Source organism: Pseudomonas sp. GW821-FHT09A09, assembly GCF_059418405.1.
In genome coordinates, this window is record NZ_JBWKPU010000003.1 from 167,377 (window position 1) to 179,459 (window position 12,083).

Sequence of the window (12,083 nt, forward strand, 5' to 3'; positions counted from 1 at the left end):
CTCAGGCGAGCTTGACCGACACCTGTTCCACCGAATCGCGGGCTTCGCGCAGTTCGTAGGCGTCCTGGTTAAGACGGTGAATGGTATTGAGCAGGCGCTGGCGCAGCACTTCATCGCCGAGTTTCTCAACGGCGCGCATCAGGTCAAACGCCGCGGTTTCGTTATTTTCCGCGACGGAATCGAGGGTCTTGCGCAGGTTGCGAGTGGCACGGGTCACGCGGTTACTTCCTTTATCACCAATGGTCGGGCACTTTAGGACAGTAGTGTTTCATTTTAATTTCAGGCACTTGTCGCTGAATTAAAAAGCCATGCCATAGGTCAATCCTTACGCGATTTCATCCTTCCCGGGGACACTCAATGCTCGTAGCCGTTGGCATCTTTCTACTCACCATCGTGTTGGTCATTTGGCAGCCCAAGGGGTTGGGCGTCGGCTGGAGCGCGACGATGGGCGCCATCCTGGCCTTGGCCTGTGGGGTGATCAGCCTGGCAGACATCCCGGTGGTGTGGCACATCATCTGGAATGCCACCGGTACGTTTGTCGCGCTGATCGTCATCAGCCTTTTGCTCGACGAAGCCGGCTTTTTTGCCTGGGCCGCCCTGCACGTGGCGCGCTGGGGGCGTGGGCGCGGTCGGCAGCTGTTTGCCTACATGGTGCTGCTGGGTGCGCTGGTGTCGGCGCTGTTTGCCAATGACGGAGCGGCGCTGATCCTCACGCCCATCGTGATGTCGATGCTGTTGGCCTTGCGCTTTTCGCCAGCGGCCACCCTGGCGTTCGTCATGGGCGCAGGGTTTATCGCCGACACCGCCAGCCTGCCTTTGGTGGTGTCGAACCTGGTGAATATCGTCTCGGCCGACTACTTCAAGATCGGTTTCAACGAATACGCCGCCGTGATGGTGCCGGTGAACGTCGTCAGTGTCGCCGCCACCCTGGCAGTGCTGCTGTGGTTCTTCCGCCGTGATATCCCCGCCACCTACGACCCGGCGGACCTGGACGATCCCGCCAATGCGATCCATGACCGCGCCACGTTTCGCGCCGGCTGGTGGGTGCTGGGCATCCTGCTGGTCGGCTGTTTTGCGTTGGAACCCTTGGGTATTCCCATCAGCGCCATTTCGGCCGCCTGTGCGGTGCTGCTGTTGGTGATCGCCGCCAAGGGCCATAAGATTTCCACGCGCAAGGTCCTCAAGGAAGCGCCTTGGCAGATCGTGATCTTTTCCCTGGGCATGTACCTGGTGGTCTATGGCCTGCGTAATGCCGGCCTGACGACTTACCTGGCCACCTGGCTCGACAGCTTCGCCGGTTATGGCGTGTGGGGTGCCGCGTTGGGTACCGGGGTGCTGACGGCGTTGCTGTCCTCGGTGATGAACAACCTGCCGACGGTATTGATCGGCGCGCTGTCCATCGAAGCCAGCCATGCGGTAGGCGTGGTGAAGGACGCCATGATCTACGCCAACGTCATCGGCAGCGACCTGGGCCCAAAGATCACGCCGATCGGCAGCCTGGCCACCCTGCTGTGGCTGCATATCCTGGCGCGCAAAGGCATCAACATTACCTGGGGCTACTACTTTAAAGTCGGGATTGTGCTGACGTTGCCCGTGTTGCTGATCACCCTCGCTGCGCTCGCGTTGCGCCTGAGTATTTAGTTATGCTCGGCGCTCATTCTGCCTCGAGCCGACACGATGAGCGCCATGCAACACGCCTGGCTGGGCAACTACGAAGTCACCAGCACCACCTGCACTGGCCTGTCCTTTGCGCGGCACAGCCACGATGAGTGCGTGATCGGCGTGAATCTGGTCGGCGAGGAAAAAGTCTGGCTCGACCGTCGTGAGTTTGAGGCCGGCCCGGGCACCATCACCTTGTATAACCCGGGGCAGATTCAAGGCGGTGGCGCGGCTGAGGGCGCACCTTGGCAATTTGTCAGCCTGTACGCCATGGCGGATCAGCTGGCGACAGACCTTGGCCTGGTCCACCTGGAATTCGATCGCTCGCTGTGCTTCCAACCGCAACTGGCGCAACGCCTGGCGGCAGCGGTGCAAGGCGCATTGAGCCACGACCCACTGGTTCGTGAACTGAATGAAGAAGCCTTGGTGCTGCTGTTGGGTGAAGTGGTTGCGGTCAGCGGTGTGCGTGTACCTGGCAGCACGGCGACCGGTAGGAACCTGATCAGCCGCGCCCAGGAGTTGCTCGCCGAGCAGTTGCATCAATCGCTGCCCCTGGACCACTTGGGCGATGAACTCGGGCTATCCAAATTCCATCTGCTGCGCGCCTTCCAGAAAGAAACCGGCTTGAGCCCACGGCAATGGGCCATGCAACTGCGCACCCGGCGCGCCAAAGGCCTGCTGCGCAACGGCGCCGCCGCGAGCGACGTGGCCCATGATTTGGGCTTTGCCGACCAGAGCCACCTCAACCGGCATTTTCGCGCCGCCTACGGCATCACGCCTGGGCGCTATCAAACCGTGCTCAAACGTTGAACCGTGCAATCTGGTCCAATACAGCCGCCCGCGCCCTCTTCACACTGCCCGCCATCTCTTGAAGGAAAGCAGGCATGTTGACGATCTTTTTCTACGCGTTGGTCTTTGGTTTTGTGTTTTGCCTCTCACCCGGCGCGGTGCTGGCAGAGACGCTGCGCCGTGGCTTGCTCCACGGGTTTACCCCGGCATTGCTGGTGCAGATCGGCTCGCTGGTGGGCGACGCCGTGTGGGCGGTGATCGGCCTGACCGGCATCGCGCTGCTGATCCAGCATGATGCGGTGCGCGTGCCACTGACCGTGGTGTGCGCGCTTTACCTGGCCTGGCTGGGGTTGCGCAGCCTGATCGACGCCTGGCACCTGCCCGCCACCGACAGCGCACCCGCCCGCTCAGGGCAGAATGCGCTGGCGGTGGGTGCCGCTATCTCCCTCGCCAACCCTAAGAACATTGTGTACTGGGGCGCGCTTGGCAGTGCGTTGACCGGCATTGTCGGCGCCACGCCCAGCCATGGGCAGACGCTGATGTTTTTTGCCGGTTTCATGCTGGCGTCGGTGCTGTCGTGTTTTTTGATTGCCGGATTGGTGAATGTATTGCGCAATACGGCGTCGCCGCTGTGGCAACGCATTAGTTATGGCGCCTGCGGGTTGGTATTACTGTACTTGGCGATATTGGCCGCGCTGGGTATATAACGCTATCGGGCATGCAACTTATCCGTGCGCTTTGTCTGAATGAACTCTGAACACGGGTTAATTTAGTTAATCATGCGTTGACATTTTGTAACGGTCTGAGTAGATTGCCCGTGCCCGCAACTGGGGCCTTTTTTAAACCTCACAAAAGAAGCCAATGGACACAGTATCTAGTCGCTGTCCGAGCACCGCCTCTGCGGGCTTCGGGCGCCAAACCCAGAATATGACAGGACTCGCCTTCCAGGTCCGGTAAGCTGCGCTAGAGCTCGATGCTCCACCGTAACTGCCTCGCCGGTCGCTCGTCCGGTCCCGAGGTGTGTTATGACCTTTCAATTACTTGTTTTGCCTGATATTCGTACGCTGGCCGCTGCCCTGCGCGCCAAGCTGTGCCGCGAGCCCGTAGGCTTTTCCCCTACCCGCTCGACCTTTGCTGCACCCTCCCCCCAAGTGCGCCCGGCTCCCCCGCTGGCGCACTGGCGTGTCTGCCCTGCGAGCGGCCAACTGCTGCAGCACTGGGATCACGCCGACCCTCAAGACCCGCAGAGACCGACCGTTTCCAGACTGGCCTACGCCCGCCTGATGTTCGATCTGTACCTGAGCACTCGCGCGGCTTAAACCGGCTGGAAACAGCAACTTTCTTATCTATAACCTGGAGTTCTTTATGAACACATCCAGTAGTAGCCCGCTGCGCGGACAATAACTAACGCGCACTAAGCGGGCCCTGTAGAAGTTATCGAAACTCTTATTTAAACCGATCGCGAAGTCCGCGGCTCGGCATGCTTTCGCTCGCCTGTATTCAGGTAAGTACCGGGTATGTTTTGTCGAGAATTGGCGACAGGAGTACAGACAATGAGCGCCGTAAAAAACACGCCTCTGCACAAGAAAAATGGCACCGACGACAGCACCAAACTGTCGATGCGTGCTGCCCGCGAAGCCCAGAACGGCCTGTCGGCCACCCTCGCCAACGTGCGGGCCACCCAGGATGGCCTGACCGAACTGGACGCCGCTGCGCGCCTGCAACGCGAAGGCTACAACGAGGTGGCCCATGACAAGCCGCCACACGCCATCGTCCAGTTCCTGCAGGCGCTGAACAACCCGTTCATCTATGTGTTGCTGACCCTGGGCGGTATCAGCTTTGTCACCGATTGCTGGCTGCCGATGCAGGCCGGCGAAGAGGCTGACCCTACCAAAGTCGTGATCATCATGACCATGGTCCTGCTCAGCAGCCTGCTACGCTTCTGGCAGGAACACCGTTCGGCCAAATCCGCCGAAGCCCTCAAAGCCATGGTGCGCACCACCGCCACCGTCCTGCGCCGTGAACAAGTTGGCTCCGCACCGACCCTGCGGGAAGTGCCGATGCGCGACCTGGTGGCCGGTGACATCGTGCAGCTGTCGGCCGGCGACATGATCCCCGCCGACATCCGCCTGATCGAATCCCGCGACCTGTTTATCAGCCAGGCGGTGCTCACCGGTGAAGCCTTGCCGGTGGAGAAGTACGACACCCTCGGTGATGTGACGCAAAAATCTGCCTCAACGATGGCGGCCGACCAGGGCAACCTGCTCGACCTGCCAAACATCTGCTTCATGGGCACCAACGTGGTCAGCGGCCGCGCCAAGGCCGTGGTCGTGGCCACCGGCCCGCGCACTTACTTCGGCTCCCTGGCCAAGGCGATTGTGGGCTCACGGGTGCAAACCGCCTTTGATCGCGGGGTGAACAGCGTTAGCTGGTTGTTGATCCGCTTCATGCTGGTGATGGTGCCGATCGTGTTCCTGCTCAACGGCTTCTCCAAAGGCGACTGGGGCGATGCGTTCCTGTTTGCCCTGGCAGTTGCCGTCGGCCTCACGCCGGAAATGCTACCAATGATCGTCAGCGCCAACCTGGCCAAGGGCGCTACGGCCATGGCCAAGCGCAAGGTGGTGGTCAAGCGCCTCAACGCGATCCAGAACTTCGGTTCCATGGACGTGCTGTGCACCGACAAGACCGGCACCCTGACCCAAGACAAAATCATCCTGGAACACCACGTCAATGCCCATGGCCAACGGGATGACAGCGTGCTGTCCCTGGCGTGGCTCAACAGCTATCACCAGAGCGGCATGAAAAACCTGATGGACCAGGCGGTGGTGCAGTTCTCGGAACAGAACCCCAAGTTCCAGGTGCCGTTTGCCTACAGCAAGGTCGATGAATTGCCGTTCGACTTCGTGCGCCGTCGCCTGTCGATTGTGGTGAAGGACGCCGCCGGCGACCAATTGCTGGTGTGCAAGGGTGCCGTGGAAGAGATGCTGAGCATTTCCACGCATATGATGGAAGCCGGTGAAGCCGTGCCGCTGGATGATCGCCGTCGTGACGAGTTGCTGGCTCTGGCCAACGACTACAACGAGGACGGTTTCCGCGTGCTAGTGGTGGCCACCCGTAATATCCCTAAATCCCTGGCCCGTCAGCAGTACACCACGGCCGACGAGCGCAACCTGGTGATCCAGGGGTTCCTGACCTTCCTGGATCCGCCAAAGGAAACCGCAGGTCCGGCGATTGCCGCGCTGCAACAAATCGGCGTCGCCGTAAAAGTGTTGACCGGCGACAACGCCGTGGTCACCAGCAAGATCTGCCGCCAGGTCGGCCTCGAGCCAGGCCAGCCGCTGCTGGGCGTGGAAATTGAAGCGATGGACGACGCCACCCTGTTGCGTCGCGTGGAAGAACGCACGGTGTTCGCCAAGCTGACACCGCTGCAAAAATCTCGCGTGCTCAAGGCCCTGCAAGCCAACGGTCACACCGTCGGCTTCCTCGGTGACGGGATCAACGATGCGCCGGCGCTACGGGATGCTGACGTGGGCATTTCGGTGGACAGCGGCACGGACATCGCCAAGGAGTCGGCCGACATCATCCTGCTGGAAAAGAGCCTGATGGTGCTGGAAGAAGGCGTGCTCAAGGGCCGCGAAACCTTCGGCAACATCATGAAGTACCTGAACATGACCGCCAGCTCCAACTTCGGCAACGTGTTTTCGGTGCTGGTGGCCAGTGCGTTCATTCCGTTTTTGCCGATGCTGTCGATCCACCTGCTGCTGCAAAACCTGATGTATGACATCTCCCAGCTGGCCCTGCCGTGGGACAAGATGGACAAGGAATACCTGGCCAAGCCACGCAAGTGGGACGCCAAGAACATCGGGCGTTTCATGATCTGGATCGGGCCGACCTCGTCGATCTTCGACATCACCACCTTTGCGCTGATGTGGTACGTGTTCTCCGCCAACAGCGTGGAAATGCAGACCCTGTTCCAGTCCGGCTGGTTCATCGAAGGGCTGCTTTCGCAAACCCTGGTGGTGCACATGTTGCGTACCCGCAAGATCCCGTTCTTCCAGAGCACAGCCGCCTGGCCGGTGTTGATGATGACGTGCATCGTGATCGCACTGGGGATCTACGTGCCGTTCTCGCCGCTGGGCACCCTGGTAGGCCTGCAGCCGCTGCCGCTGGCGTACTTCCCATGGTTGGTGGGCACCCTGCTCAGCTACTGCTGCGTGGCCCAACTGATGAAGACGATCTACATCCGCCGCTTCAAGCAGTGGTACTGAGTTCGCGCTGCGATCCCTTGTAGGAGCCGGCTTGCCGGCGATGGCGTCCTGTTGAACAACGGCGACATCAAGGGCCCCATCGCCGGCAAGCCGGCTCCTACACAAAGGCAGCGTATGCCATGTAAGGAAATTTTTTATGCGCGTCTTGATCTGTGCAGGTCGTCATTACGCCGACACCAAAAAGTCCCGCCAAGTGCTGGACGCCTACCACCGCCTGCGCCCCGTGCAGGTTTTGATCCACGGCGGCAACCAATTCCTGGGCAGCGACATTGAAGAATGGGCGCGGGAAATCGGCATCGACGTGGTGCGTTACCCGCCCAATTGGCAACGCCACGGCAAACAGGCAGAACGCCAACGCAACCATTTCATGCTGACCGACAGCCGCCCCGACGTGATCATCGCCCTCCCCGGTGGTGACGACACGTCGGAACTGGTCTGCCAGGCCAAAGCCAGCGGCATTTCGGTGCTGACCGTAGAAAGCTGAATTCAAGCGAGGTGCATCATGCACAAAAAACACACACCGAACCGTCAGGACGGGTTCGCCAAATACCGTGCGCGTCACTATCGCGGCGCTCGCCACACCCTGTTGCTGTTGCCACCGGCCAAACGGCGCGCGCTGCAACGCAACTTGATCTTTATCGGCGTGACCCTGGGCTTCATCCTGCTCATTGCGGTGTTTTCAAAAGCCTATGCAGCAGGCGGTTCCTACGTGGTCGACGACGGCGCCATCAACGACCCGGGACAATGCAATGTCGACGCGTGGTTCACCGCCAACCGGCATGACGGCAGCACCCACAGCCAAACCCTGTCACCGGCCTGCACCTTTACGGGCATGCCCACGGTGCAATGGACCGCAGCGCTCTCCCGGGCAGACACGGCGAGCAGCGGCGAGACCCAGGTGAACCCGCAAGTCAAAGCTCAGGTATACGCACAGAAAGACCTGGGGCTTGAGCTGGCCCTGTCAGCCGGGGCGCACTTTGCGCTGGACCGCCAGCACAGCTTCGACGGAGCCGACTTCAACATTCCGTTGACGTGGCAACCCGCAGAAGCCTTGCGCCTGAACCTCAACGCCGGGTGGACCCACGCCTACAACGACGGCGATCAGAAACACCGTCTGACCTGGGGCACCGGTTTTGAATACCAGGTAGCGCCCGCGCTGAGCCTGATTGCCGAGCGTTACGGCCAGCAAGGCGGTGACCAGGCCTGGCAGGCCGGGCCACGCTTTCACTTGGGTGAGTTCGTCGACGTGGACGTGGTGGTCGGGCGCAGCCTGATCGCTGACAGGGCCCAGTGGCTGACAACGGGCGCCACAGTGCGCTTCTAAGCCTTGGCTTGTTGCTCCAGGTGCAATTGCAGCTGAGGGTCGATCTGCAACTGCGCGGCCAGGTCGTCGAGGTAATTGCGCTCGGCGTCCTGCTGGTCGTCCACCAGCATCACGCTGGCCAGGTAAACCTCTGAGGCGAGCGCCGGGTCATGGGCGTATTCGGCAAAATCGGCAGCATCCAGTGGCTTGGCGACTTCGGCGTCGAGCCATTGTTGCAATTGCGGGTCATCGGTATGCCGACCGATCTCTGTGCCGATCATCTGCTGTTCTTGCTCATCGATGCGGCCATCCGCCTTGGCCGCCGCGATTAATGCGCGCAATACCGCATGGCTATGGGCTTCGGCCTGCGGCCCGTCCAACTGGTCGACGGTCTGGAAGGCTTGCTGTGGTGCTGTGGCCTGCTGGCGCTGCCACGCTTGATAGGCCTGGAAAGCCGCCATGCCGAGGGAGGCCAGTGCGGCATAATTCATCCCGCCGGAACGACTGGGCGCAGCGTTGCCCGAAGGTGCACCGCCCAACAAGCCGCCGAGGCCGCCGAGTAATCCACCCAGGCCACCACCACCGGCTGACGCAGTGCCGGTGCCAGCGCCCTTCAACAAGCCGCCGAGCAAGCCGCCCAGGCCGCCGCCCGAGGCACCGCCGCCTTGCTGCCCGGCGCGCAGCAGTTGTTCGAGAAGATCGCTGGTGTTCATGGTTTCACCCTCCCAGGGCGCAGTGTAGGCGTCCAACAACCATAGCCCGCCGTTGCGCGAATACCATGACCGCCGGGCGGGCACGCCTTATGATGGCGCCATTGCGCCGCTGAGGGAGAACGCAGGTGAACCGTATCGAACACATCGCATTGATGGCCCGCTACAACCAGTGGATGAACCGCAAGGTCTATGACGCGGCCGCCACGTTGACGGACGCTGAGCTGGCGATGGACCGGCAGGCATTTTTCGGCTCGATCCTCGGCACGCTGAATCACCTCACCCTGGGCGACACCGTATGGCTCAAGCGCTTTGCCCAACACCCGGCAGGCTTCACCGCGCTGGCCCCCTTGAACGACCTGGCCATGCCGACAAACCTGAAGCAACTCGCCTTCGCCAATCTCCGCGAACTTCGCGCCCGTCGAACCTGGCTGGATGAACTCATCATCGACTGGGCTCGCACGCTGCGTGAAGCCGACCTGGATCACCGCCTGCACTACCACAACATGCGTGGCGTGGCGGCGGACAAACCGTTCTTCAGCCTGCTGGTGCATTTTTTCAATCACCAGACCCACCACCGGGGCCAGGCAACCACGTTGCTGACCCAGGCGGGCGTGGACGTCGGCGATACCGACCTGCTGGCGCTGATCGACTGAAATCAGCTCGCCTTGAATTCGGCGTAGGCCTGCATCAAGCGCGGGAAGTCGTGTGCCTGGGGCAATTGCGCAAAACTTTCGACGGCGGGTGTGGAGGCCCAGGGCAGTTTTTCGCTGGTCCAGGTTTCCATGAAGGGTACGTAGGCCCCGGCGTTGTCCAGCAGAGTCGCGCGCACATTGACGAATTCATCGATGCCATGGGGGCGGGTAAACAGCCAGCTCATGCAGTGCGGGCAGCAATAGTGGCGGTCCACGCCGTGCAGCCCGCCCATCACCGGGCAGCCTTGGGTCACGGTAAAACCACTGGCGGGAATCAGCGCACTGAGGGAGAACGCGCTGGAGGTCATCTTCTGGCAGCCGGTGCAGTGGCAGGCCATGGTGATCACCGGTGGCAAACTCACGCTGAAACGCACCCGGTTGCAGCGGCAACTGCCTTCCAACGGCTGGTGTTCGACGCTCATCATCCATTCCTTTTTATGATTATTGACGACACAGGGTAGCGTGAACCCCGGTGATAACAAAACCGAACGCTGCACGCCGCGCAGGGTCGTAACTGTAAGGTGCCGGGAGAGATTGCCCCCGCCCTGCTCACGTACACCCGCCTCGTCGGGCTGTGCGTACCCCCATAAGAAGGAGACGCTTACATGGTCACTCACTTCAAGGTCGCCGGGCATTTGGCCTGCGGCCATCACGGCACCAACCTCACGTCCAGCACCGAGCTGAACCGTGTCAAATGCCGTACCTGCCGCAACACCGATGCCTACAAAGAAGCGCGCCGCACCCAGCGCAATGCCGCTCGCCGCGCCGCGCGCAAAGCCAAGACCCACACCGCCAGTGACTGGCGCAGTGCCTGGACGCAACGCCTGACCGACCTGCCCGGGTTGCAGCGTTTGCCACGGGGTTTCAGCGGCCAGCCGTTCGTATAACGGGCTCAGACAAGGCGCCTGCAGTTTGCAGGCGCCAGTCTGTGAGGCGGGTTACTTCACCTTGCTGCTCAAGGTATCCAGGCTGCGCTTGAGGTCGTCCAGGCTGCGTTTCTGATCGTCGATGCTGCGTTTTTGGTCACTGACATCGCTCTTGATCCGGGACAGTTCGCTGTTGCTGGAATTGGAGCTGGAACTTGAATTGCGCTTGAGGTCATCCACTTCGCTTTTGAGCTTGTCGATGGTGCTTTTCTGGTCGGCCACGGTGCGCTTCAAGTCGGACAATTGGCTGTCGCTGGCACTGGAACTTGAGCCGTCCTTGCGCTTGAACTCCTCAAAATATTTAGCCTGTTCTTCCAGCTTGCTCTTCAAGCGCTGAAGCTCCTCACTGTCACGCTTTTGCCCTTCCTGCAGCTGCTCGATATCACCGACCGAGAACCCAGTCGTACTCAGCACGTACTTGTTTCCAGCCTCCAGAGTACTGGCCGTGATCTTGTCGCCACGGGATGAACTGTAATCCCCCCACTGCACGGCGCTCCCTGCCTGCGCCACGGCCATTCCACTGGTGAGCAACAACCCCATTACGCTTGCAGCAATCATCCGAGAAGGCTTGCGAACACTGAGCATCAACTGATTCCTTTCCAAACTGCCGGGATGGCATATCGCTATGACTGGAATTTTGGAATCTTGTTCCCGTGCTGTAAGAATCCTCGGCATTGCGCCAAGAGTTATCCGTAGATCACTGATCTATCGAGGTTTTTCAGCCGGGCATTTGTGCAAGAAAGGCGCCCTCCGACCTTGCGTCGAAGCGTCTGGGTCTATATATTCCCAACCCTGCTTCACCGCGCTACCGCCCGAATGGCGAAACTGGTAGACGCATGGGACTTAAAATCCCCCGCTCGTAAGGGCGTGCCGGTTCGATTCCGGCTTCGGGCACCATAGATATCAAGGGCTTGCATGATGAACTTCATGCAGGCCCTTATCTTTTGTGTTCCGCAATTTCTAGATCTGTTCCGCAATTCCTGTCTAAGGCGTTCTGCCGACTCAATTCAAATATCCCTGTTTCGCCGACTGCTAAGCTGTTCACTCAACCAGAGGAACGCCGATGCCCAACTCAGACCTGCTCCCCTCCCTACTCTCCAAGCTCTACGAAAACCAATTGGCCCTGGAAGCATCCATCATGGAGATTTCCAACTGGGTTGAGCAGCGCGGCTCCGCTGATGTAGCTGAAAACGTCCGGGGTGCCCTGTCCGCCATCGATGAAAATGAAGAGTTCATAAAGCTCGCACTCGCAGTGCTGATGTCGCCCGACTAATCATCGGAAAGCGTGCTGCTCGTCGCCTCAAATCGCGTCACGCCCAAACCTCGATTACTGTATGCACATACAGCATTCGAGTTTCTACACCATGCCCATCGATCAAGACACCTGCGAGTGGCTCGGATGCCCGACGCCCTTAGAAATGTACAAGCACCAGTGCGCCCTGCTCGAGGATGAGCTAACCCAGGCCCTGGCGATGCTCAAGAAAGCACGCGCCAACGTTGCCGGCCTGGTGCAGCTCAGCGACGAACTGTCCACCGGCAAAGCGTCTGCGGAGGCTGAACTCAAGAAAGCGCTGTCCGAAGTGACCAGGCTCAACCTGGCTACTTCGGATTTGGGCGCCAAGAACTACAGCCTTCAACTAGTCGCCGAGCAGCGCGACCACCTGTTCAGAGAGAACCAGCGGCTCCTGAGCGAGATTCGTAATGCTCAACCCCCCAGTGCCAGCTAGGCTCAA

General features: G+C 60.4%; 15 protein-coding genes and 1 tRNA gene. 12 read left to right on the forward strand and 4 right to left on the reverse strand.

Annotated features, from left to right (window positions below; all coding sequences use genetic code 11):
- Nucleotide 1: 1 nt before the first annotated feature.
- The gene (locus AC07OV_RS03685) at nucleotides 2–217 is read right to left on the reverse strand and encodes a hypothetical protein (RefSeq protein ID WP_003191339.1); all 216 of its coding nucleotides are present in this window, start codon (nucleotides 215–217) and stop codon (nucleotides 2–4) included.
- 140 nt (nucleotides 218–357) lie between these two features.
- Here AC07OV_RS03685 and AC07OV_RS03690 point away from each other — a divergent pair, with 140 nt between their 5' ends.
- From AC07OV_RS03690 to AC07OV_RS03720, 7 genes are all read left to right on the forward strand, one after another.
- Nucleotides 358–1,641, forward strand: coding sequence for an arsenic transporter (locus tag AC07OV_RS03690; protein ID WP_494995858.1), 1,284 nt, complete (start codon nucleotides 358–360; stop codon nucleotides 1,639–1,641).
- 36 nt (nucleotides 1,642–1,677) lie between these two features.
- Nucleotides 1,678–2,469: an AraC family transcriptional regulator gene (locus AC07OV_RS03695; protein ID WP_495091566.1), complete on the forward strand. Its 792-nt coding sequence runs from the start codon at nucleotides 1,678–1,680 to the stop codon at nucleotides 2,467–2,469.
- 74 nt (nucleotides 2,470–2,543) lie between these two features.
- Nucleotides 2,544–3,155 carry a LysE family transporter gene (locus tag AC07OV_RS03700; RefSeq protein ID WP_495091567.1) on the forward strand — a complete coding sequence of 204 codons (612 nt, stop codon included), beginning with the start codon at nucleotides 2,544–2,546 and terminating at the stop codon, nucleotides 3,153–3,155.
- Between the two features lie 318 nt (nucleotides 3,156–3,473).
- Nucleotides 3,474–3,767, forward strand: a complete 294-nt coding sequence (locus tag AC07OV_RS03705; RefSeq protein ID WP_494995860.1) for a hypothetical protein — start codon at nucleotides 3,474–3,476, stop codon at nucleotides 3,765–3,767.
- 234 nt (nucleotides 3,768–4,001) lie between these two features.
- On the forward strand, nucleotides 4,002–6,716 hold the full coding sequence (mgtA, locus tag AC07OV_RS03710) for a magnesium-translocating P-type ATPase (protein ID WP_495091568.1): 2,715 nt from the start codon (nucleotides 4,002–4,004) through the stop codon (nucleotides 6,714–6,716).
- Between the two features lie 136 nt (nucleotides 6,717–6,852).
- Entirely contained in the window at nucleotides 6,853–7,200 is a 348-nt protein-coding gene (locus AC07OV_RS03715; RefSeq protein WP_176996002.1) for a DUF2493 domain-containing protein, read from the forward strand.
- 18 nt (nucleotides 7,201–7,218) lie between these two features.
- Nucleotides 7,219–8,040, forward strand: a complete 822-nt coding sequence (locus AC07OV_RS03720; protein ID WP_495091569.1) for a PA4824 family protein — start codon at nucleotides 7,219–7,221, stop codon at nucleotides 8,038–8,040.
- Here the strand turns inward: AC07OV_RS03720 and AC07OV_RS03725 are convergent.
- A complete protein-coding gene (locus AC07OV_RS03725) occupies nucleotides 8,037–8,732 on the reverse strand; it encodes a tellurite resistance TerB family protein (RefSeq protein WP_495091570.1) in 696 nt (231 codons plus the stop codon). The two genes, AC07OV_RS03720 and AC07OV_RS03725, sit on opposite strands and share 4 nt — an antisense overlap.
- A 125-nt stretch (nucleotides 8,733–8,857) precedes the next feature.
- Between AC07OV_RS03725 and AC07OV_RS03730 the strand changes: the two genes are divergently transcribed.
- Nucleotides 8,858–9,385 (forward strand): DinB family protein, encoded by a 528-nt coding sequence (locus AC07OV_RS03730; RefSeq protein ID WP_494995865.1) that lies wholly within the window; start codon nucleotides 8,858–8,860, stop codon nucleotides 9,383–9,385.
- Between the two features lie 2 nt (nucleotides 9,386–9,387).
- On the opposite strand, the gene AC07OV_RS03735 is transcribed toward AC07OV_RS03730, so the two are convergent.
- On the reverse strand, nucleotides 9,388–9,846 hold the full coding sequence (locus AC07OV_RS03735; protein ID WP_495091571.1) for a GFA family protein: 459 nt from the start codon (nucleotides 9,844–9,846) through the stop codon (nucleotides 9,388–9,390).
- Between the two features lie 183 nt (nucleotides 9,847–10,029).
- On the opposite strand from AC07OV_RS03735, the gene AC07OV_RS03740 reads away from it, so the two are divergent.
- Nucleotides 10,030–10,311: a hypothetical protein gene (locus AC07OV_RS03740; RefSeq protein WP_176995997.1), complete on the forward strand. Its 282-nt coding sequence runs from the start codon at nucleotides 10,030–10,032 to the stop codon at nucleotides 10,309–10,311.
- 51 nt (nucleotides 10,312–10,362) lie between these two features.
- Here AC07OV_RS03740 and AC07OV_RS03745 read toward each other — a convergent pair whose 3' ends face one another.
- Entirely contained in the window at nucleotides 10,363–10,935 is a 573-nt protein-coding gene (locus AC07OV_RS03745; protein ID WP_495091572.1) for a hypothetical protein, read from the reverse strand.
- Nucleotides 10,936–11,160: 225 nt separating this feature from the next.
- Between AC07OV_RS03745 and AC07OV_RS03750 the strand changes: the two genes are divergently transcribed.
- The 3 genes from AC07OV_RS03750 to AC07OV_RS03760 all read left to right on the forward strand — a co-directional run bounded on the left by AC07OV_RS03750 (nucleotide 11,161) and on the right by AC07OV_RS03760 (nucleotide 12,077).
- Nucleotides 11,161–11,247: transfer RNA gene (locus AC07OV_RS03750), tRNA-Leu, on the forward strand.
- 166 nt (nucleotides 11,248–11,413) lie between these two features.
- Nucleotides 11,414–11,623, forward strand: a complete 210-nt coding sequence (locus AC07OV_RS03755) for a hypothetical protein (protein ID WP_495091573.1) — start codon at nucleotides 11,414–11,416, stop codon at nucleotides 11,621–11,623.
- A gap of 61 nt (nucleotides 11,624–11,684) precedes the next feature.
- Nucleotides 11,685–12,077, forward strand: a complete 393-nt coding sequence (locus AC07OV_RS03760; RefSeq protein ID WP_495091574.1) for a hypothetical protein — start codon at nucleotides 11,685–11,687, stop codon at nucleotides 12,075–12,077.
- The last annotated feature ends 6 nt before the right edge of the window (nucleotides 12,078–12,083 follow it).